Here is a 21,971-nt window from a genome sequence, read left to right as displayed (position 1 = left end):
ATTAAAAGCCGCGATTGTACTTCATCGCAGCCGTGTCGATTCACTCTGGGGATGGGCTGTCGCTTCTTCTATCGGTGAAGTCTATCGATCAAGCGTGGGCGATCTTGAGCGAAGGGCGGTAGAATCACCGCACTTTAGTTATCCACAAGTGGCCGACCTTTGCTTATCGAGTCCCGTCGCCGCGCTTATTTGACCGCCATGCAGGTGGTCAACTGGCTGCCGCGCACCGAATTGCCCTTTGCTGCGCCATCGCGGCCCGAACTGCTGGAGATGCCCGAGCCAGCGGTCGTCGCCCCGGTTGCACCTGCTCCGGTGGCGCAGACGCCCGTGGAACCCGCGGCCAAACCGGCCGAGCGGGTGAAAATCGAGGTGCCACGGCCGACGCCATCGGCTGGAAAACCAGCAAGCAAAGCGACGCAAGAGAGCGAAGAGGTACCGCTCGTCGCCAAGGCTGCGCCAGTGCCGCCGCCGCGTTTCGCTCTGCAATTGCTGCGAGCCGGTCGCTGCCTGTTGCTGGTGGAGTTACCCACAGGCGAAACTTTCCAGACCCGCGACCCCGCTTATCTGTTGCTCAAAGACATGCTGCGCGCCGCCGGCCTGCCGGACAGCCCGCAGATCGTCGGCGAGCCGGTGCGCTGGCCGCTGCTGGCTCGCGGCACAATGGACCAAGGGCCGGAAGCGGCTCGGGATTTCGTACAAGGTTTTCTGTCGGCCCGCCTGGAAGACGCACCGTGCGTCTGTCTGTGGCTGATCGGCCTGCCGGCGGTGCGTTTTGCCGGTGAGGCCAGCGCCGAATCCTTCAACCGTGAACTTCAGGTCGAAGGCCTGGGGTCGGTCTGGGCCTTGCCGGGCCTGGAGTTATTAATGGAAGAGCCACAGCGTAAGGCTGATGTCTGGCAAGCCATGCGTCGGCTGATGGCGCGTTGGAAAGAATCGAATGAGTGATGCTGTATCGTTCCGCCCGATGACCGAGGCGGACCTGGACGCTGTACTGAAAATCGAATACGCGGCCTACAGCCATCCCTGGACCCGCGGGATTTTTCTCGATGGCCTGGGCAAGTACCAGATCTGGCTGATGTTCGAAGGGCAGCAGCAGGTCGGTCATGGCGTAGTGCAGATCATCCTTGATGAGGCGCATCTGCTGAACATCACCGTCAAACCGGAAAATCAGGGCCGCGGCCTGGGCTTGACGCTGCTGGAGCATTTGATGTCGATTGCCTACAAGGCTGAGGCGCGGGAATGTTTTCTGGAAGTGCGTGACAGCAACCGGGCGGCATTTCGGTTGTATGAGCGGTATGGGTTTAACGAGATCGGACGTCGGCGGGATTACTACCCGGCGGTTGGCGGGCGAGAAGATGCCGTGGTGATGGCCTGCACCTTGGTTGATTGATCGTTTCTAAAGGCTTCGCGGGCAAGCTTCGCCCGCGAAGGCGTCTGCACGGACGTCAACGATCAAGGCTTGCCGTCCAATGGATCCTGCCGGGCCAGTTCCGCTTCATCCAGCCCATCGCCCCCACCGATGTCGTCCCCGTCGACAATGCTCAGATCCCAATCCGCCTGGCCGTCTTCACCCGCTTCGTGGGCATCCCGTGCGCCGTCTTCACGGATCAGGGTTTCCGGGGTCAAGTCATCGTCGGTGGCGTCATTGTCATTGGTCGAGCCCCCAGTCATGCGGGGTTTACGGACGCGTGCGTCGGGCATTTGCTGTGTATGCTCGTGTTCAGGTGCCAGGTCGCCGATTCTGGTGCCGGGCTCTTCCTCGTCGAAATCCAGCTCATGCACCGAGCCCATGCGGTCTTCATCGTCGTCGATGGGCTCGGGTGGCTCCTTATCGAACGGACGTCGTGAATCAGTCATGGCTATTCCTCATACTGTAGGCCCTACTACAATTGACCCACTGGRCTGCCGAGAATTCCCGCGGGCAKGGAGCGCCGGCTAGCCGCTACATACATCAGGACATCAGGGGGATCTGCATCTCGTGCGTGACCCCGACGGGCGGTTGTCTGTCAAAGCAGTGCATCATTCTCGAGGCTTCATTGCATGAACGACTTACAAGATCTGATTGATAACAACGAACGCTGGGCTGATGCGATCACCCGCGAAGATCCTGATTTTTTTGCCAAGCTAGCCCGTCAGCAAACCCCGGAATACCTGTGGATCGGCTGTTCAGACGCACGCGTGCCAGCCAACGAAATCGTCGGCATGCTGCCGGGTGATCTGTTCGTGCACCGCAACGTGGCCAACGTGGTGCTGCACACCGACCTCAACTGCCTGTCGGTGATTCAGTATGCGGTGGATGTACTCAAGGTCAAACACATCCTGGTGACCGGCCACTATGGCTGCGGCGGTGTACGCGCCTCAATGCAGGATCGTCAGTTGGGCCTGATCGACGGCTGGTTGCGCTCGATTCGTGATCTCTACTATGAAAAACGCGACGAACTGGCCAAGTTGCCCACCGAAGAAGAGCGGGTCGACCGCCTCTGTGAGCTCAATGTGATCCAGCAGGTGGCCAACGTCGGTCACACCAGCATTGTGCAAAATGCCTGGCACCGCGGGCAGAGCCTGTCGATCCACGGCTGCATCTATGGCATCAAGGACGGTCGCTGGAAGAGCCTGAACGCCACCATCAGTGGTTTCGAGCAGTTGCCGCCGCAGTACCGTTTGCGCCCGGTCGAGGCGTTGTAAAAGCCTTTCAGCCGAGACTTCGCCGACGCCAGTGTTGAAAGAACTGTTCACCATTGGCATTCGGCGACTCATCGTAGCCGATGATCCAGCCACGGCAGCAAGGACAACCGCAACGGCAGGCGAACTGCCGCAGCAGCTTGTCTTCTGTCGCGGCGAAATCCATCGTCAGTCGGTCACCCTTCTTGATGTCTTTGAGCGCCCATAACCACAGCTCGCTCATATCGAGAAAGACGTTGGGGTCGCAGGAGTGACTCAGCAGACCACTGAAGCACGGATCGTAGACATGGATTCCCGGCGCCAACTGCCGGGTGTGTCGGCAGCGATAGGGCAATAGATGTCCGGAAACACGGCAGATTCGGCTGATGCGGGGAAACTCGCGCAGTGCCGCGACCGCCATTGCCGAGCCCTGAGCGTTATGGATGATTTCAAAGTCGTCTTTGGAGGGGAATCCAAGGCGAAGGGGCAACTCTACAAACGGATAGATGCCATTTGATGACGGCGGTGGTAGTCCTTGTTCGGCATGGCGTCTCATAACAATCCTTGTCAGTTGGGTGCTACGACCTCCGTCTGCTGACATCCTGTCAGCTCTGCAGCACGTGGATACGACACAAGCCTCTCGCAAATGAGATAACCGGTCTACTGTCAGATATGACAGTCGAGAAAAGCTCTTTCCCGCGTCAGCCATGGCTCACGCGGGAAAGACTTCCTTCGTTTTACAAGTGTGGGGCAGATGCGGAGGTCATAAGGGCCGGGGTCTGCAGCTGTTTCAGCTCGGATTTGACCGGCGCTGTCGAGCATTTGGCCACCGCTTGCTCAGGCGTCAGGTTGCGAATCGAGGTGTAGAACAGTTCGCAGGTTTTTTCTTTCTGGGTCACTTGCCAGGTCTGAGTGCAGCTTTTCAGCTGAGCGGTAGGGTCAGTGCCCGGTTTGCTGCCCATTCCGGCCTGCCAGCACGCGGCACTCAAATCCTGCCCCATGACTTTCAGCCCCGCGGCGTCGGCCTTGGCCTGCGCATCGTCGCCGCTATAGGCTTCGGGGTCGGCGGCGTACCAGATGTAGCTCGGGTGGTTGGAACCCAGTACGGGTACCGTCACCCCCTTGCTCGGGCTGATGGTTGCCAGGCCCAATATTTCTACGGTCTGCCCGTATTGTTGCTTGATCCAGTTACGCACCGGTGAACCAAAGGCGACCATTGGCAATGCTGCACCTTTGGCATTCTGGCTGACTTCCTTGACCATGGTGGTCTGGTAGTCCGTGAAGTAGTTGTAGACGCCTTCCAGATCCTTGCCGGCGGTGGACGGCGCGGCAATCGGCGCGATGTCGATGATGGTCTGATAGGCCGGCGTCTGGTCGGCGGGAATGTTGTTGGCGGTCAGCAGCGCGGCCCAGCGGTCGGTGGTCTTGGACTCCAGATAGTCCTGGGCCTGGGTCAGGGAATAATCTGGCGGGAAGTGCAGCAGTTCGACGCTTTTGCGGTTTTCCAGCGCCATGCCCAGCGGCAGGAACAGGTACCAGTTATAGGTCCATTTGCCATCGGCACTCAGCTTGTTGGCACCGTTGTAGGCCAAATCCCCAGCATTGAGCAGTGCGGTCAGTGGCTTGTCATAGCCTTTGGGCACACCGCTGATATGGGCGTGAAGCTGCTTGTTTTCGGTTTTGACCAGCACTTTTGCGGTCTTGTAGCCATCGCGCTGTACGCTTTGGGTCAGGTAATGCTCGACGGTCTGCTCCAGTGTCCAGTTGCGGAAGCAGATGACATTACAGTTGTTGGGGTAGGCGAACAGCCGGGTAACGCGCTCGGTACTGCCCAGATTCAGATCGACATCGGCGTGAGCGGCGGCGCTCAGGGTGAGCGCGGCGAGGGTGAATCCTGCGAGTTTGAACATGCTCAGATCCTTTTCAGCGTGAGCCCTCGGAGGTGGGGCGGGTACATACTGGAACTAGTTGTGTCGAACGGTCTAGTACACAAGTGAAAAGAGCGCCAGTCAGAGCCCCTTTTTCATCAGGCAAAGTGCAGTGTATTGCTCAAATCGCCCATGGGTTTCTGGCCACGGGCAATCATTGCATCGTCCCGCTGCCTGAGGCCATCGAGCTTTTCAAGCTGAAACACCCGGGTGATCAACCGCAGAATCGAGCCAGTGTCATAGACCGTGTGATCCACCATGCCCTTGCGCGCAAACGGCGAAACTACCAGCGTCGGTACCCGCGAGCCCGGTCCCCAGCGGTCGCCCTTGGGCGGTGCGACGTGATCCCACCAACCGCCGTTCTCATCGACCGTGACCACGACCACCATGTTTTTCCACTGCGGGCTTTCCCGCAGCACTTTCAGGGCGCGGACGATGTGCCGGTCGCCGGACGCTACATCGGCGTAACCGGCGTGCATGTTCAGGTTGCCCTGGGGTTTATAGAAACTCACCGCCGGCAGCTTGCCCGCCTCGGCATCGGCAAAGAACTTGTTGGTATTCGATTCATCGCCCAGCCCCGCATCCCGTAGACGTTTACCGCGCTCCAGCGGGTTTTCCGGCCCCTGCTGCTTGAAGTAGTTGAACGGTTGGTGGTGGTACTGGAAGTTCGGGATTTTCGGAATACCGCCAGAGTCCTTGTACTGATCCAGCGTCGCCTGCCAACCTCCGGCATACCAGGCCCAGTCGATGTTTTTCTTCGAGAGCTTGTCGCCTATGTGCTCGTGGGTCTGGGGGACAATGACGTTCGGCAGGTCTGGTTTGGCGTACGCAGGACGCTCCGGGTCGCGAATCCAGGTCGGCCAGTACGGCGGAGCGAGCGTGTTGACCCCATAGCCGTCCGGCGTCAGCGCGCTGGGGCCGAATTGGGGTGGGCCGGTCATGGCGCTGGCTGGGGATTGTTCCAGGGGCTTGAGGCGTGGGTCGGCCGGATCATCGCTTTGCAGCGTGGCGATTTGTGTCTTGGCCACCGAGTTGACGGCGTCCGGATAGAACGGCGCGGTGGCGCTGATCAGGTATTGATGGTTGAGAAACGAGCCGCCGAAAGCCCCCTGGAAAAAGTTATCGCAGAGCACAAATTCTTGGGCAACGTCCCACAACCGCAGGGAATATCGACTCTGGGCGTAATGCCCCATGGGCAGGCCACCGGAGTCGCCCCAGGCGACAAAGCCGTCATTTTTGCCACCGTTGATCTGCATCTGGTTCTGATAGAACGCATGCCACAGGTCGCGCGTCACCAGACCGAACGGCAAGTCTTCTGCGTTCGGACCTTTGAGGGCGAAGGGCGCGTTAGGCAGGTGTTCCTGGAACTGGGATGCGCTGGGGTAAGTCACGCCATCGAGGGTTTGCGGGCCGATCTGCAGCACGCCGCCCCAGACTGGCGGCAGGGTCTGCAACAGGCTGCCATCGCGATCGCGCTGCTGATATTCGACGGGCTTGAGGCCCGAGAGCGGTTTCTCGACGCCAGGGAAGTCGCCGAACAGGTTATTGAAACTACGGTTCTCGGCGTAGATCACCACTACGGTTTTCACCTGGTCGCATAGGGCTTTGTCCAATTCGACAGGTGAAAGCAGGCGTTCGAGCGGTTTATCCGACTCATCGCCATGACTGCCACAAGCGCTGAGGGTCGCGCCGACACCGAGTACCGCCACGCCACCCAGGAAGCGGCGGCGACTGGTGTCGGTGGGCGTATCTGTTTGCGGGGAAGAGGCGTCGTTGCGGTTTTCTTCATCGTTCATGGCGAGTTCCGTCTTGCTAAGTTGTTTCAATATGTTTCGGCGGGACGCTAGCAGCGAGGTGTGACAGAGGGGTTACGTTTGTGAAAACAATAAGTCGCCAGTGTGGAAGCAGCCCGCTTCCACACTGGATTGGTAGTGGATTGAAGGTCGGCGTCAAGGCACTACCGGCGCCATATACGTAAGCGTCGTCCCTAGCGCCCACAGCAGAAACAGCACCAGTGGCGTGTGCACCAGCAGCTGCACGAACGAAAACCCGATCAGATCCCGGGCCTTCAACCCGAGCACGCCCAGTAGCGGCAGCATGTAGAACGGGTTGATCAGGTTCGGCAGGGCTTCGGCGGCGTTGTAGATCTGCACGGCCCAGCCCAGGTGATAGTTCAGGTCGTTGGCCACTTGCATGACATACGGCGCTTCAATGATCCATTTGCCACCACCGGACGGGATGAAGAAACCGAGGATGGCCGAGTACACGCCCATCAGCAGGGCGTAGGTGTCGTGGGACGCAATTTGTACGAAAAAGGTCGAGATGTGGTGGGCCAATGATTGTCCGTCGGTGCCCTTGACCACCGTCATCAGGGCAGCGATCGAGCCGTACAGCGGGAACTGGATCAGCACGCCGGTGGTGGTCGGCACCGCACGGGCCACCGCATCGAGGAAGCTGCGCGGGCGCCAGTGCAGCAGCGCGCCGAGCATCAGGAACAGGAAGTTGTAGGTGTTCAGTCCGGAAATCGCGCTGATCGCCGGTTTGGTCGCAAACTCATGGAACAGCCATCCGGCCGCCAGCAATGCCAGCAGAATCGTCAGCAGCGGGCTGTATTCCAGCCATTCACCAGGGCGGGTACGCGGTGCTGGCGCCGGCAGACTGAAACCCGGATCGATACCGCAGGCTTTGGCGTCACGGGCTGTCGCGGGGCCGGGCGCGGTGGCGTAGGCAACGATTAGTGAGACCACGGTCAGTGCCAGCAACAGCGCACCCGACTGCCAGAGAAAGATCGTTTGAGTGAAGGGAATGACGCCCGTGATCGACAGAATCGATGGCGGCAAACTGGCGGGGTTGGCTTGCAATTGTGCCGCGGACGACGACAGACCCAAGGCCCAGACCGCGCCCAGACCAAGATAGGCGGCGGCACCGGCGGCTCGGTAATCCATTTTCAGATCGGTACGGCGGGCGAGGGCACGTACCAGCAGTCCGCCGAATACCAGTGACAGCCCCCAGTTCAGCAACGACGCGACCATGGAAATCAGCGCCACCCAGGCCACGGCGGAACGGCCGTTTTTCGGGACCCGTGCCAGGCGATCGATCAGTTTCACCGCCGGTGGCGAACTGGCGACCACGTAACCGCCGATCACCACGAATGCCATCTGCATGGTGAACGGAATCAGGCTCCAGAAACCGTCACCGAAGGCCATGGCGGCGTCGATGGGTTTGGCGCCCATGGCCATGGTCGCCACGGCGACGATGATCACTGCCAGCGCGGCGAATACCCAGGAGTCGGGAAACCAACGTTCGGCAAAGTTTGAACAATGCAGGGCAAAGCGCGCATAGCGGCTATCTTCGATATCAGCGGCCACGGGAGTACCTCGTTTTTATGTTTATTGTGGGGTTCAGGGCGCAATGGCCCATCCGGTCGGTGCCAACAGTAAATCAATCGGCCCGTTGCAGGGACGCTGTTTGGGGCGTTTGGGACTATGGTCTAACGGGTTGTCCACAAGCGCATTTGCGTAGACCGTGGGCGCCTTGGTTTTTTGCCTGCCAGAGTCCTTTTACATGACGGCCAACATCAATGCGCGCCCGGCGCCCTTCACTCGCTCGGACTACAAGACCCTGGGGCTTGCAGCCTTGGGCGGTGCGCTGGAAATCTACGACTTCATTATTTTCGTATTCTTCGCGCTGACCCTCAGCCAGCTGTTCTTCCCGCCGGAAATGCCCGAGTGGCTGCGTCTGCTGCAAAGCTTCGGGATCTTCGTCACGGGCTACCTCGCGCGTCCGTTGGGCGGGATCCTGATGGCGCATTTCGCTGACCGGTTGGGACGCAAGAAGGTGTTCAGCCTGAGCATTCTGATGATGGCGTTGCCGTGCTTGCTGATCGGGATCATGCCGACCTACGCCCAGATCGGCTATTTCGCACCACTGTTGCTGTTGGCCCTGAGGGTCCTGCAAGGCGCGGCGGTGGGTGGTGAGGTGCCGAGTGCCTGGGTGTTCGTCGCTGAGCACGCGCCGGTCGGACATCGCGGTTATGCCCTCGGTTTCCTGCAAGCGGGGCTGACCTTCGGTTACCTGATCGGCGCCTTGACGGCGACTTTTCTGGCTCAGGCGTTCACCTCGGCGCAAATCCTCGATTACGCCTGGCGTTACCCGTTTCTGCTGGGCGGTGTGTTTGGCGTGATCGGTGTCTGGCTGCGCCGCTGGCTCAGCGAAACCCCGGTGTTCATGGCGATGCAGGCCCAGCGCGAGGCCGCTGTCGAACTGCCGCTGCGCACGGTGGATTTCCTTCACCTACAACATTGCCTACGCCGCCTGGGCGAGTGTCACACCGCTGCTGTTGATCGGTCTGATGCCATGGAGTCCGTGGATTTGTGTGATCTTCTGCGCGGTGATGGGGGCCGTGGGCATCAGCAGCGCGGTGTATTTCGGTGCGCGAATGCCGCGAGTCGGGCGCTGTTCGGTGGCTGGCGCGGCATGAGGCCGTTTGTGCCGCGACTATTTTTGTAGGACAACCCTGCAACACTCTTCAGAAAATACCTGCAAAGCCGATGGCTAGGCTGTAAGCCGCTTTTTATCTCTGTCCATCGGTGCTTCCCATGTTCAATAAACGCTTGAAGCAGGAGCTGTCGGCTCTTCGCGAAGAACTCTCCAGCCTTCTGCAAGTCAAGGAGAGTCTGGAAAGCGAGATGCTGGTCCTGACTCTTGACTCCGATGGGCGAATTCAATCGGTCAACCAAAACTTCGTCAGTGAGATGCTCTACAAAAGCAATGATCTGATCGGCCGGCACATCGAAGACCTTGTTCCGGTCCATGTGAAATCGGATGAATTCCATAACCGTTTCAAGGCCGCGCTGACCCGTGGTGAGCACTTTGCCGGCGCGGTCCGTTTGCTACGCGGCAACGGTGCCGAAGCCTGGTTGCGTTCGATCATGCAGCCGGTGCGCTCCTCGGACGGCCGTATCAAGAACTTCTCGATTTACTCCAGCGACCTGACCCGTACCATCGAGGCGTCCCGTGAGCATGAAAACCTGATTGGCGCGCTGGTGCGTTCGACGGCAGTGATCGAGTTCGACCTCAATGGCAACGTGCTGATGGCCAACGAGCGTTTCCTCAGTGGCATGGGTTACAGCCTGGCGCAGATCCAAGGTAAACATCACCGCATCTTCTGTGAGCCAGAGGAATACAACAGCGCTGAGTATCAGAACTTCTGGCGCCGTCTGAACGCTGGCGAGTTCGTCGCTGATCGTTTCAAGCGTGTCGACAGCCACGGTCGCGTGGTCTGGCTGGAGGCTTCCTACAACCCGGTGCTCGACGCCAACAACAAGCTCTACAAAGTGGTGAAGTTCGCCACGGTGGTTACCGATCAGGTGCATCAGGAGCAGGCTGTCGCGGAGGCGGCCAACATTGCCTACAGCACTTCTCAGCAAACCGACCAGAGTGCACAGCGCGGAACTGCCGTGGTGACCCAAGCTGTAGACGTGATGCGTGACCTGGCCAAACACATGCAAACCGCTGGCGAAGGTATCGAAGCACTGAACGAGCAATCGCTGGTGATCGGCACCATCGTCAAAACCATCAGCGGCATCGCCGAGCAGACCAACCTGCTGGCGCTCAACGCGGCCATCGAAGCGGCTCGTGCCGGTGAACAGGGACGTGGGTTTGCCGTGGTGGCGGACGAAGTCCGGCAATTAGCCTCGCGCACCAGTCAGGCGACCGATGAAATTGTCGGCGTCGTGCGTCAGAACCAGGACATGGCGCGCAACGCCGTGGCGCTCATGACTGACGGCAAGCTCCAGGCTGAACAAGGCCTGGCGCTGGCGGCGGAGGCGGGCACGGTGATCGTCGAGATCCAGGACGGTGCGCAGAAAGTGGTGAACGCAGTCGGGCAGTTTGCCAACCAATTATCGACTTGATGCTATCTATCCGGCGCGGGTAGTCCTCAAAAAGGCCTACCTCCCGGTAAGCCTTTCCTCATTCCTGCGTAAGACTCAATCCCCCAACGCTTCCCCCTCACGCCGTGGATCGGCCCCGCCGGCCAACGCGGCTTTCCCCTGCGCATCCTTGACTCGAACAATCGCCTGAGTCCCGCTAGTCATGTCGATCTCGCCCACGCTGTGCCCTTTGTCCTTCAGTGCCTGAATCAGTGCCGGGCTGAACTGACCCTGTTCCAGTTCGGTCGGGCCGTTGCGGCTGCCGAAATTGGGCAGGTTGATGGCGGCCTGTGGGTCGAGGTTCCAGTCGAGCAGGCCAATGGTGGATTTGGCCACGTACTCGATGATCTGCGAGCCGCCAGGGGAGCCGACGGTGGCCAGGAACTCGCCGCTCTGGCGGTCGAAGATCAGCGTTGGTGCCATGGACGAGCGCGGGCGTTTGCCGGGTTCGACGCGGTTGGCGACTTTTTGCCCTTGCTCTTCGGGGATGAACGAAAAGTCGGTCATCTGGTTGTTGAGCAGAAAACCCTGGACCATCAAGTGTGAGCCGAATGCCGCTTCCACGGTGGTGGTCATGGACACGGCATCGCCCTCGTCATCGACTGCCACCACCTGCGAGGTGGAGATGCGCAGCGGCGAGCGGTCCGGCGCGTAGGCGACCTGAATGCCCGGCGGGGTGCCGGGTTTGGCCTGGCCCATGCTGCGATCACCTATCAAGGCGGCGCGGCTGGCCAGGTAAGTCGGGTCGACCAGCCCTTTGACCGGTACGGGTACGAAGTCGGTGTCGGCAACGTACTGCGCACGATCGGCATAAGCCAGGCGCTCGGCTTCGGCGATCAGGTGTACGGCTTCAGGGGCTGGCTCTATGCCCGCCGGTTTGTTGGTCTTGACCGGTTTGAGTGGTGCCAGGGCAAAGCGTGGGTCGCGGGTTTCCAGGGCCTGCAAGGTGCCGAGGATTTGCGCCACGGCGATCCCGCCCGACGACGGTGGCGGCATGCCGCAGACCTGCCAGCGTTTGTAGTCGGTGCAAAGCGGCGCGCGTTCCTTGGCCTTGTAGCCCTGGAGATCGCTCAGCGACAGGCTGCCGGGGTTGGTATGGCCCTGAACCTTGGCGACGATCTCTTTTGCGATGGTTCCTGTGTACAGCGCGTCGGGACCTTCCTTGGCGATGCGCTTGAATACCGCGGCGAGTGCCGGGTTTTTCAGCTGTGTACCGACGGCTTTCGGGCTGCTATCGGCATTCAGAAAGTAGGCGGCCATGTCCGGTGAGCGCTGGATAAACGCGTCGGCCGCGATCAACTGATGCAGCCGTGGCGAGATGGCGAAACCTTGCTCGGCGAGTTTGATCGCGGGTTCGAACAACCTCGCCCACGGCAGCCGACCGTGCTTTTGATGGGCCAGCTCCAACGCCCGCAACACACCCGGCGTACCCACCGAGCGCCCGCCGATCTGCGCCTGAGTGAAAGGCATCGGTTTGCCGTCGGCTTGCAGGAACAGTTTCTCGGTGGCACCAGCCGGTGCGGTTTCGCGACCGTCGTAGGTGCGCACGGCCTTGCCATCCCACAGCACAATCAACGCGCCACCGCCGATGCCCGACGATTGCGGCTCGACCAGCGTCAACACCGCTTGCATGGCAATGGCCGCATCAATCGCCGAGCCACCCTCGCGTAGCATCCCCCGCCCGGCTTCGGCCGCCAACGGGTTGGCGGCCGCGGCCATGTGTCTGGAGGCGTGCTGCGTCTGCAGGTCGGTGCGATAACCGGAGGTGATTTCCGGCGCGGCCGGCAAGGTCGAGACCGAAGGCGAAGAGGGCGGGGCGTTACACGCGGCGAGGGTTAAAGCGGTGGCGATCAGCGAAAAGGCTGACAGGCGATAGCGGTTCAAGTGGAAGGCTGAGAACACGCGAGGCACTCCGTCCATGGGATAAAAGGTCCAGGGACTTTATCGGCCGAAGGAGTGCTACGCAAATCAGGGTTCGCCCGCCACTTTTCTCGAGGCATAAAAAAACGGCCTACCTTTCGGTAAGCCGTTTTTAGTACTTGGTGGCTACACAGGGACTTGAACCCCGGACCCCAGCATTATGAATGCTATGCTCTAACCAACTGAGCTATGTAGCCAAGTGGCGCGCATTATTCACCTGGAACGACGATGCGTCAAGCGTAAATCTAAAATATTTCTCCACACTTTCAACCGCTTATCCCGCTGACCCGAAAAAACGGGTCAGGGGAGGGCATCAACCGAGCTGAAATCTCCCGGTATTCGCACTCAAGGCCTTGCTGCCCTGGCTCAAGGTGTCCGCGGCGAGGTTCACCGCCCGCGCGCCTTCGAGCAAGCGTACCGCCGCCTGATCGACTTGCTGGATGTTGCCGCTGACTTCATCAGCAGTACTCGCTTGCTCTTCAACGGCAGTGGCGATTTGTGCCAGGGTGTCGGTGACGCTTTGCACCGCGCTGGCGATTTCCCCCAGGCGTTCGCCGAGACCGGTGACGGCTTGCGCATCCGATTGCGCCTGGCCGCAGGCGGCTTCCATCAGGCTTACCGCTTCGTTCACGGTGCTGCGCAGGCTGTCGACGGTGCCGGCGATCTGCGCGGTGGAGGACTGGGTGCGTTGCGACAGGCTGCGCACTTCATCGGCCACCACGGCAAAGCCGCGACCTTGCTCGCCAGCCCGTGCGGCCTCGATGGCGGCGTTGAGGGCCAGCAGGTTGGTCTGCTCGGCCACGCCGCTAATGGTATCGACCACCAATTGAATCTGCTGCCCTTGCTCGCTGACCCGACCCAGTGCCGCCGCCGTGTCATTCAACCGCTGATTGAGTTGCTGAATACTCGCTGTCGTACGCTGGCTGTCACGGCTGCTATCGGCGGCGATGCGCTGGGTATGCTGAGCGCTGCCAGACGCCTGTTCGCAACTCTGGGCGACCCCTTGGGAGGTCGCGGCCAATTGCGTGGCCGCGGCGGCGATCTGGCTGATCTGCAACTGCTGGGCTTCGACTTCGCCAAGGGCACCGCTGGAGTGATCGTTGAGGGTGCGCACCGCGTTGCTCAACTGCAGGGTTTCGTGATCGACTCCCAGCAAACTGTTGCGCAGTTGCACCACGGCGACGTTAAGCGAGGTGCTGATCGCCGCCAGTTCGTCGCGCCCCTGAACCGGTACTTGCAGGCTCAGGTTGCCGTCGCGCAGAGCTTCGGCCAGCAGTGTGATGCCGCTGGCGCTGCGACGGATCGAGGCCTGTAGACAGATGAACAGGTACAGCGCGGCCAGCAGCAGGCAGCCAAAAATTGTCGCCACCAGGATGAACTGGCGGATGGCCGAGCCGTGGTAATAATCCAGTCGTTGATCCAGAGAAACCAACGATTGCTGGCGCAGCGAGGCAAGGTTACCGAGGAGGGCGTCGAGACTGCGTTCGAAGTCTTCGGGCTTTAGGTTGATGCTGCCACCGAAGACGCCGTCGTCCAGCACTTTCAAACCGGCATCCAGCTGCTTGAGGCTGTCATGGTACTGCCCGGCCCAGGTTTGCAGGGCGCTGGGCAAGCGGGCTTCCAGTAGGCTACCAGTTTTCACCAGCTGTTCCCGAGCATCGCCGATGCGGCTGCGCAAGTCGCGCAATTGCAGGCGGCTTTGCAGAGTGAACTGCCCGGACACCACCGAAGCTTGACCAACCGCGGCGAGGCGACCGACCCGTTCGATCAGGTCCGGTGCGTGTTGAGTGGAAATCTGCGTCAGCAGATAAGTTTCCAGCCATGGCGCGAGGGTCAGGCGATTGTCCATGGCGATTTGTTCGCGCAAGGCTTGCAGGGCGCTCAAGGCATTGGTGAAGCGATCATAGCCGTCCGGCCACCATCCAACGCTGCTCAGGCTTTTCGAATCCAGGCCGGTGAGGGCGCTTTGCAGGGCTTGATAGCGGGTGAGGGTCTCGCCCTCGGCGCCTTCGGTTTTCAGGGCATTGCCCAAGTCTGTGATCGCTTGGGCCACGGCCGGCTGAACCGTGTCGAACGCTGCCATCGCCGCGATAGTTGCAGGTGTCGGCTGGCGATTGGTTTCGGTGGCGCGCCAGCGCGCGGCGCGGTCACGCTGGGCGGCGAGCAAGTTGTCGAGCGCATCCAGGGCAATCAATTGCCGGACCCCGGCGCGTTCGCCGGCGATCAGGCTCAACTTGTCACGATAGTCCTGGCCGATCATCCACAAGCTGCCTGCCAGCGGCAGGATAAACAGCAGAAACAGCAGCTGAAATTTGCGCGCGAAGCCGAAACGCCCCAGCAGCCCGATCCCCGGTGATAAAAAAGCCTGCATGCCCCATGACTCCTCTGGACACCACGCACCATTGGCGTGCGTCGAGGCCATGGCGACCGCGACTGATGTCCTTCTAAAAGGCCTCGAAAGTTCACCTTGGTCCGCTCTGTAGGCCGACTCTGTAGCGAAACTTCCCATTCTCGGTCCCCTTTGTAAGGGGCCGCGTTGAAGCGGATAAGCAAGGCAAGATTCAGACCATGGCTTTGCGCTATCACCTTTTTTGAGGTCGTTAGCAAGCTAAGGGGATGGCGCGACTGCACCGAAAAATGGCACATTGACCGACCTGCCTGTGCGCACCCATCCGCAGTACGGAAACTCTCATGGCCATCAGCAACGCTCAGTCCGCCGCGACATCGACGCCCGCTCCTTCACAAAGCAGTCCGCTGGTCATGCGCATCATCGGCGCGGTGGCGCTGGCGCACTTGATCAACGACCTGATTCAGGCGGTGCTGCCGTCGATCTATCCGATGCTCAAGGCCAACTATGGCCTGACCTTCACCCAAGTCGGCCTGATTACCCTGACCTTTCAATTGACGGCCTCGTTGTTGCAGCCGTGGGTGGGTTACCACACGGATCGCCATCCCAAGCCCTGGCTGTTGCCGGCCGGCACTGTCTGCACATTGATCGGCATTCTGATGATGTCGGTGGTCGGTAGCTTTCCGATGATTTTGCTGGCAGCAGGGTTGATCGGCATCGGCTCGTCGACTTTTCACCCGGAAGCTTCACGCGTCGCGCGACTGGCCTCGGGCGGGCGCTTCGGCCTGGCGCAATCGACGTTTCAGGTCGGCGGTAATGCGGGCTCGGCCTTCGGGCCGTTGTTGGCGGCGGCGATCATCATTCCCTATGGTCAGGGCAATGTGGCCTGGTTCGGCGTGTTCGCACTGTTTGCGTTGTTCGTGCTGTACCGGATCAGCCGCTGGTACGCCAATCACTTGAACCTGTTCAAACTCAAACAAGGTCAGGCAGCGACGCACGGCTTATCAAAGGGCCGGGTGATCAGTGCGTTGGTGGTACTGGGGTTGCTGGTGTTCTCCAAGTATTTCTACATGGCCAGTCTCACCAGTTACTTCACGTTCTACCTGATCGAGAAGTTCGACCTGTCGGTGGCCAGCTCGCAGCTGCATCTGTTCCTGTTTCTCGGCGCGGTAGCGGCAGGGACCTTCTTCGGCGGGCCGATCGGCGACAGGATCGGGCGCAAGGCAGTGATCTGGTTCTCGATCCTCGGTGTGGCGCCGTTCACGCTACTGCTGCCCCATGTGGACCTGTTCTGGACCAGTGTGTTGAGTGTGGTGATCGGTTTCATTCTGGCCTCGGCGTTCTCGGCCATCGTGGTGTATGCGCAAGAACTGGTGCCGGGGAATGTCGGGATGATTGCCGGAGTGTTCTTCGGCCTCATGTTCGGTTTCGGTGGGATTGGTGCGGCGTTGCTCGGGCATTTGGCGGATATTCGCGGCATCGAGTATGTGTACTTCCTGTGTTCGTTCTTGCCGCTGTTTGGGGTGTTGGCGATCTTTCTGCCAAGAACCAAAAAAGTCTGAACCAACATCCCTCCACTGTGGGGACCGGCGAGCTCGCTAAGCTTCCACAGTGTTTCGCAAGTGGGGCCGATGATTCTGTTCGGCCCAAAAAGCCCGCCTCAAAAAATCCACATCGGCAGATTCGCCACCAGGCGGACCTCGTCGTAGCTACCGTCGATCTGCCCGCCCGTGGCCCGATGATTGTAGACAATGGTGCGAAACACCGCGTTTTTCAGTGCTCCGGATTGCACCACGTACGCCACCATTAAACCGTTTTCGTCGTGTTTGGCATTGTCCAGACCCCGCACGTTGTAACCGGTATTGCGCCCGTTACGGTCGCCGCTGTAATGGGTGCCGTCGATGTCCCAGCCTTTTGCGTGCCACAGACTGGTCGTCAGGCCCGGTACCCCTAAAGACGCCAGATCCAGGTCGTAGCGCAGTTGCCAGGACTTCTCGTTCGGGCCGTTGTAGTCCGAGTACAACGAGTTGGCCATGTAATTGCCCGTGGACTCCCAGACGTAATCGAAATACTCGTCGCCAAACACCTGCTGCCAGGCCAGAGTCAGGCTGTGGGCCCGGTGCGATGCGGTGAACGCCAGGCTGAAGGCGTCATTGTCGATGTAGCCCAGGCGCTGCTCGCCCTGATCCCCGGTGTGGTAGTAATTCAGTGCAGTCTTGAGCGCAATCTCGCGCCGATCCCCGATCAACTGGGTCAATCCCAGATAGGTCTGCTGCCACATGTCCTCGAAGCGTGAGGTGTAGAGGCTGACGTCCAGACCGTAAGGGGTTTTGGCCATTCCTCCGAGGTAGGAAATACGCGACCCCGAATACGCCCGGTTACCGAAGGTGGTGGTGAGTTTTTCGCTGCCGGTACCAGTACGTGGAATCGCCCGTTCGAAGCTGCCGGCCTGCAATGACAGCCAATCGAGTTCGTTGCTGAACAGGCCTACGCCCTGAAAGCTCGAGGGCAGGGCGCGATTGTCCTTGTAACGCAGAATCGGGTTGTCGGTGAGCAAGCGACCGGCCTTGATTTCTGTGCTGGAAAAACGCAGCCGCAGATCACCGACACCCAAACGACTCCAGGTCGGTAGCGCATCGCCATCGCTGTCCACCAGCACCCGATCGCCACCATTGGCGACACGCCCATGTCCGCGCTCCAGGTTGATGGCGCTGAACAATGAAGCGTCCAGCCCGAAGCCGACCGCCCCTTGGGTATATCCGGAGCTGTAGTTGAGCATCGCGGTTTGCACCCAGGTTTCACGGATGCGGGTCCGCTCCAGGCCATCTTCTTTCTTGATCCCCAGGTAGGTAGAACGTCGGGTGTGTTGGTTGGCATAGTAATGGCGCAAGTTCAGCCCCAAATGGCTGCCGTCGACAAAACCCGGGGCCTGGGCTTGAGTGCTCGGCGTTTCATCCGCCGTTACAATCAAAGGGCTGCCGACGGCAATGCCGGCCATCAGAAGTACACGAAAATCCATTTCGATAAGTCTCTAGAGGAACAAATCAGGCGCACGTCGCTAATGCTGTCAGTGAAGAAATTTGAGCAACGAAAATCCTGTGGGAGCGAGGCTTGCCCGCGAAGAATGCACCGCGGTTTTTCAGCGATTACGCGTTATCGTTCTTCGCGGGCAAGCCACGCTCCCACAGGCGAGACGGCGGGCTGGGCCAGTGGCGAATCGTGCCGCGCCAGTTTTCATAGGTCTTGCCGAGCCGAAGCAACCACTGGTCTGCGAAGCGCGGAGCGATCATCTGCAGGCCGATCGGCATGCCTTGGTCGGTAAAGCCGCAGTTGATTGACAGGGCTGGCTGCTCGCCCATGTTCCACGGCACAGTGAAGACGATGTGCTCGAACGGCAGGCGCGGGTCATTGGTGGGCGAGGCCCATTCAGCCGCAAAGGCACTGACCTGGTTGGTCGGCGACAACACCAGGTCGACATTATGAAAGACCTCGGCTGCCCGGCGCCGGATTTCAAACGTCTGGTTGAACCCCTCAACCGCCTGCACGGCGCTCAGGTTCTCGGCCGCTGCCGCCCAGTCGCGAATGTAGGGCAAGACCTGATCGAACCGCTCGGGGCTCAGGGCCTGCAACTGACTCCACTGTCGCGCCTGCCAGAATTGATCCAGGCCCTGGAGCACGGCGCGGTCCATCAGTGGCTTGATCTGACGTACCTGGGCGCCCCTGCTTTCGAATAGGCGAGCCGCTTCCCGAACCGCCGAGCACACCTGTTCGTCTGGTTGAATGCCACAGCCGGGATCGAGCATCAGACCGATTTTCAGCCCTTGGACCGACAACTGTCCCAGGGCCCAATCGCCTTGTTCCGGTAGCAGGCTGGTGGCATCCCGCGCATCGGGGCGGGACAGGTAGCGCATCATCAGCGCACAGTCATCCATGCTGCGGGTCATGGGGCCGGCACAACGGCCGGTGTAATAGGGGTCGATGGGGATGCGCCCGAGTGTCGGCTTGAACCCCACCAGGGCGCACCAGGCTGCGGGCAAACGGACCGACCCGCCGATGTCGGTGCCGACATGCAGCGGCCCATAGCCGGCCGCTGCTGCCGCCGCCGCGCCGGCACTGGAGCCTCCGGGATTGTTCGCCAGGTTCCAGGGATTACGTGTCACGCCGTGGAAACTCGACAGCCCCGACGACAACATCCCGTAGTCCGGAACCGTTGTCTTGCCCAGGACTATCGCTCCGGCCTCACGCATCCGCGCCGCCGGTGGTGCGTCGGCTGTGGCCGGGATCAGCTCGGTCGCGGCGCAGCCCAGGGGAATGCAGTCGCCTTGCGTCGCTATCAACTCCTTGAGTGTCACGGGTAAACCATCGAGCAGACCACGGGGTTGGCCCCGGCTCCAGCGCTCGCTGGCGGCAGCTGCCTGTTCCCGGACCCGTTGCGGGTCAAAGGCGTACAAGGCATTCAGATGGGGTTCCCAGCGCTCGATGTGGGCCAGCAAATGGTCGTAGTATTCCAGCGGTGACAGTTCCTTGCTGGCGAACAACACCAACAGTTGCACCGCCGATAGATCATGCAAATCGTTGACGCAGCTCATGCCAATTGCCGTCCTTTGGTATTCAGGGGCAAGCGCCGCGACCGGCGGCGCGAAAAGGTCAGGCTCAGGCGCCTGGAACCACCGAAACGTCAGCCACCGACGAGGAGCGAAAGCCGAAGAACAACGCCATGAGTGCCCCGACGGCCCCCATGACCACGCAATAGCCTACGCAGACCCAGGGGCTCCACGGCATCAGTCCGATCAGCAGAAGCGGTGTGGTACTGGCCCAGAGTGCGTAGGCAATATTGTAGGTAAAGGAGATACCGGACACCCGGATCCGGGTCGGAAACAACCCCACCATTACCGAGGGCACCGCACCCACTACGCCGCAGGTCAGGCCGGCCAGCGCATAGGCCACGCTGATCCAGTAGCCGCCACTGATCAGGCTGGCGTAAAGCACCGCGGTCCCCACCGGCAGCAGCAGGCTATAAACCAGCACCGCGCGCCAGGCGCCGATCCGGTCCACCAGTAATCCAGCCAGTACACAGCCGATATTCAGGAACACTATGCCCAGGCTGCTCAGCGCGAACGTATGGCTGGCGCTCATGCCGAAGCTCTTCTGCATGACAGTCGGGGTGATCACCACCAGCACCACCACCGCCGATGTCAACACACAGGTCAAAAGCATCGCCGGCAGGATGGATTTGCGGTGATCGCGCAATACTGTCCGTAATGGAAACTCCGCATCCAACTCACGTCGCGCCTGCAAGGCCATGAACACCGGGGTTTCACTCAGCCAGCGCCGCAGCCAGACCCCGATCACCCCGAATACACCACCCAGCAGGAAGGGGAGGCGCCAGGCGAAGTCGAGTATCTCGGCGGGGCTATAGAGCCGCGCCAGGAGGGTTGCGGTCAGTGCCCCCAGCAGATAGCCAAATGTTAATCCGGCCTGCAGCACACCCAGGGCATAGCCACGACGCCTGACCGGTGCATGCTCGGCCACGAACACCCAGGCGCTAGGCACTTCGCCGCCCACAGCGGCGCCTTGCAGCACCCGCAACAGAAGCAGCGTCAAGGGCGCCCAGTAACCGATCTGTTCGTAGGTCGGCATGATTCCGATCAACAGGCAGGGCAAAGCCATCATCAGGATGCTCAGGCTGAACACCCGCTTGCGCCCCACCCGGTCTGCGAAATGCGCCATCAGGATGCCGCCCAGCGGACGGGCCAGATAGCCGGTGACGAAAATTCCGAAACTTTGCAGCAAGCGCAGCCACTCAGGCATCTCTGGCGGAAAGAACAACTGGCTGAGGGTCAGGGCGAAGAACACAAAGATGATGAAGTCGTAGATTTCCAGCGCACCACCCAGCGCCGCCAGGCCCAGGGTCTTGTAGTCAGACCGGGAAAAGCGACCGGGTTGTGGATCAATGTGGGCCGTCATAAAGGGACTCTAAACAGGAACTCATGAAAACTCGCGACTGAAACAGCATTCGAAACCACGCCCTTGAACAGGCAGTGTCGTTCGAATGAAGCCATCAGGTACATAGCCGGTAATGGTCCATCCAATTACCGGGCGGGACAACCAGACAATGCATCTGGGTTGCTTTTTAGGGCAAATCTGTACATTGAGTTTTTGCGTGTTTAACCAATAATCGGGCACTTCCTAACCCTGGATATTGAGCGCAACATGGAAGAAATTCAGCGTAATTTCGACGATTTTAATCACCCGGACGTTGAAGCGATCGCGATTATCCGCGGTCGCGTGTTGCAGGCATTGCAACAATATTTGCTGGAGCGCGACTTCAAGCAGCTGATGCCCATTCTCATGTCGCCCATCACTGACCCCTTGAACCATGCGGTCTACCCCGCTGAACTCCAGTACGAAACGCGGCGCCTGAAACTGACCGCCAGCATGATCTTCCATAAACAGCTGGCATTGACCGCCAGAGGTCATGACAAGATCTTTATCGTGGCGCCGAACATTCGTCTGGAAAAAGCCGAGATCAAGGATTCGGAGAACCACTTGCTGGAATTCTCCCAGTTCGACTTCGAAATACGTGGCGGCAACATGCACCAGGTCATGGCGCTGATCGAAGGCTTGATCAAGCACACCTTCGCCGAGGTCAGGCAACACTGCTCGGCCCAGCTGGCCCACCTCAATCGCCAGCTGCCGCACTACGAGACGCACTTTCCGATATACAGCTCGGACGAGTTGCGCGCCGAGTATGGCGACGACTTCGAGAAGATCATGTCGGCCAAGGCCCACACGCCGTTCTTCGTCACCAACTACCGCCGGGAATTCTATGATCGCGAAACACCCGGCAAGCGCGGCCAGTACAACAACTACGACCTGATCTATCCCGACAGCTATGGCGAAGCCCTGTCGGGTGCCGAACGAGAGTTCGAGTACGAACAGATCATCTACCGCATGGAAGAGTTGTCGATGGACCTTGCGCCCTTCGCCAATTACCTCCAAGTCGCCAAGCGCGGCCTGCTTCATCCGAGCGCCGGCGGCGGGCTGGGGATCGAGCGACTGCTGAAGTTTATCTGCGGCAAACGTCGCATCCGCGATGTTGCGCTGTTCGACCGCACCGTCGGTACCAGCTTCCTGTTCTGACCCACCGTCACTTTTGCGCTGCCCCGCTTTCAGGCGGCG

16 protein-coding genes, 1 tRNA gene and 2 pseudogenes are annotated in these 21,971 nt (G+C 60.2%); 8 read left to right on the top strand and 11 right to left on the bottom strand.

Annotated features, from left to right (window positions below; all coding sequences use genetic code 11):
• The first annotated feature begins 198 nt into the window (after nt 1-198).
• Nucleotides 199-945: an energy transducer TonB gene (locus AC1DIS_RS04825; RefSeq protein ID WP_111454503.1), complete on the top strand. Its 747-nt coding sequence runs from the start codon at nt 199-201 to the stop codon at nt 943-945.
• Nucleotides 938-1,390 carry a ribosomal protein S18-alanine N-acetyltransferase gene (gene rimI / locus AC1DIS_RS04820; protein WP_018929537.1) on the top strand — a complete coding sequence of 151 codons (453 nt, stop codon included), beginning with the start codon at nt 938-940 and terminating at the stop codon, nt 1,388-1,390. The genes AC1DIS_RS04825 and rimI overlap by 8 nt, the downstream gene beginning before the upstream one ends.
• Nucleotides 1,391-1,452: 62 nt before the next feature.
• Here rimI and AC1DIS_RS04815 read toward each other — a convergent pair whose 3' ends face one another.
• A complete protein-coding gene (locus AC1DIS_RS04815) occupies nt 1,453-1,857 on the bottom strand; it encodes a serine kinase/phosphatase (protein WP_192351625.1) in 405 nt (134 codons plus the stop codon).
• Nucleotides 1,858-2,040: 183 nt separating this feature from the next.
• Between AC1DIS_RS04815 and can the strand changes: the two genes are divergently transcribed.
• Nucleotides 2,041-2,685 carry a carbonate dehydratase gene (can, locus tag AC1DIS_RS04810; protein ID WP_007939732.1) on the top strand — a complete coding sequence of 215 codons (645 nt, stop codon included), beginning with the start codon at nt 2,041-2,043 and terminating at the stop codon, nt 2,683-2,685.
• A 7-nt stretch (nt 2,686-2,692) separates the two neighbouring features.
• Here the strand turns inward: can and AC1DIS_RS04805 are convergent, their stop codons facing one another.
• The 4 genes from AC1DIS_RS04805 to AC1DIS_RS04790 form a co-directional block, all read right to left on the bottom strand.
• Nucleotides 2,693-3,217, bottom strand: coding sequence for an SET domain-containing protein-lysine N-methyltransferase (locus AC1DIS_RS04805; RefSeq protein ID WP_026286676.1), 525 nt, complete (start codon nt 3,215-3,217; stop codon nt 2,693-2,695).
• Nucleotides 3,218-3,398: 181 nt separating this feature from the next.
• Nucleotides 3,399-4,571 (bottom strand): hypothetical protein, encoded by a 1,173-nt coding sequence (locus AC1DIS_RS04800; protein WP_018929540.1) that lies wholly within the window; start codon nt 4,569-4,571, stop codon nt 3,399-3,401.
• 116 nt (nt 4,572-4,687) lie between these two features.
• A complete protein-coding gene (locus AC1DIS_RS04795) occupies nt 4,688-6,385 on the bottom strand; it encodes an acid phosphatase (protein WP_477748813.1) in 1,698 nt (565 codons plus the stop codon).
• 153 nt (nt 6,386-6,538) lie between these two features.
• Nucleotides 6,539-7,957, bottom strand: a complete 1,419-nt coding sequence (locus tag AC1DIS_RS04790; protein ID WP_477744032.1) for a short-chain fatty acid transporter — start codon at nt 7,955-7,957, stop codon at nt 6,539-6,541.
• 196 nt (nt 7,958-8,153) lie between these two features.
• Here AC1DIS_RS04790 and AC1DIS_RS04785 point away from each other — a divergent pair.
• From AC1DIS_RS04785 to AC1DIS_RS04775, 3 genes and pseudogenes are all read left to right on the top strand, one after another.
• Nucleotides 8,154-9,069, top strand: a pseudogene (locus tag AC1DIS_RS04785) (MFS transporter).
• 118 nt (nt 9,070-9,187) lie between these two features.
• Nucleotides 9,188-9,964 (top strand): annotated as a pseudogene (locus AC1DIS_RS04780) (PAS domain-containing protein); the annotation flags it as partial.
• Nucleotides 9,944-10,504: a methyl-accepting chemotaxis protein gene (locus tag AC1DIS_RS04775; RefSeq protein WP_371917775.1), complete on the top strand. Its 561-nt coding sequence runs from the start codon at nt 9,944-9,946 to the stop codon at nt 10,502-10,504. The pseudogene AC1DIS_RS04780 and the gene AC1DIS_RS04775, both read left to right, overlap by 21 nt.
• Nucleotides 10,505-10,579: 75 nt before the next feature.
• Here the strand turns inward: AC1DIS_RS04775 and ggt are convergent, their stop codons facing one another.
• The 3 genes from ggt to AC1DIS_RS04760 form a co-directional block, all read right to left on the bottom strand.
• Entirely contained in the window at nt 10,580-12,424 is a 1,845-nt protein-coding gene (gene ggt, locus AC1DIS_RS04770) for a gamma-glutamyltransferase (RefSeq protein ID WP_477744031.1), read from the bottom strand.
• 138 nt (nt 12,425-12,562) lie between these two features.
• Nucleotides 12,563-12,639: transfer RNA gene (locus tag AC1DIS_RS04765), tRNA-Met, on the bottom strand.
• Nucleotides 12,640-12,755: 116 nt separating this feature from the next.
• On the bottom strand, nt 12,756-14,813 hold the full coding sequence (locus tag AC1DIS_RS04760) for a methyl-accepting chemotaxis protein (RefSeq protein WP_477780793.1): 2,058 nt from the start codon (nt 14,811-14,813) through the stop codon (nt 12,756-12,758).
• A 320-nt stretch (nt 14,814-15,133) separates the two neighbouring features.
• Here AC1DIS_RS04760 and AC1DIS_RS04755 point away from each other — a divergent pair, with 320 nt between their 5' ends.
• Nucleotides 15,134-16,351 (top strand): MFS transporter, encoded by a 1,218-nt coding sequence (locus AC1DIS_RS04755; RefSeq protein ID WP_064616169.1) that lies wholly within the window; start codon nt 15,134-15,136, stop codon nt 16,349-16,351.
• 98 nt (nt 16,352-16,449) lie between these two features.
• On the opposite strand, the gene AC1DIS_RS04750 is transcribed toward AC1DIS_RS04755, so the two are convergent.
• From AC1DIS_RS04750 to AC1DIS_RS04740, 3 genes are all read right to left on the bottom strand, one after another.
• Nucleotides 16,450-17,787 carry an OprD family outer membrane porin gene (locus AC1DIS_RS04750; protein ID WP_477744071.1) on the bottom strand — a complete coding sequence of 446 codons (1,338 nt, stop codon included), beginning with the start codon at nt 17,785-17,787 and terminating at the stop codon, nt 16,450-16,452.
• Between the two features lie 148 nt (nt 17,788-17,935).
• On the bottom strand, nt 17,936-19,378 hold the full coding sequence (locus tag AC1DIS_RS04745; RefSeq protein WP_086946014.1) for an amidase: 1,443 nt from the start codon (nt 19,376-19,378) through the stop codon (nt 17,936-17,938).
• Nucleotides 19,379-19,442: 64 nt separating this feature from the next.
• Nucleotides 19,443-20,756 (bottom strand): MFS transporter, encoded by a 1,314-nt coding sequence (locus tag AC1DIS_RS04740; protein ID WP_064616172.1) that lies wholly within the window; start codon nt 20,754-20,756, stop codon nt 19,443-19,445.
• Between the two features lie 246 nt (nt 20,757-21,002).
• Between AC1DIS_RS04740 and AC1DIS_RS04735 the strand changes: the two genes are divergently transcribed.
• Nucleotides 21,003-21,932, top strand: a complete 930-nt coding sequence (locus AC1DIS_RS04735; protein ID WP_018929550.1) for an asparagine synthetase A — start codon at nt 21,003-21,005, stop codon at nt 21,930-21,932.
• Nucleotides 21,933-21,971: the final 39 nt, after the last annotated feature.

It is taken from the genome of Pseudomonas sp. 05N433 (assembly GCF_056396925.1).
This window is presented reverse-complemented; position numbering and strand designations above follow the sequence as displayed.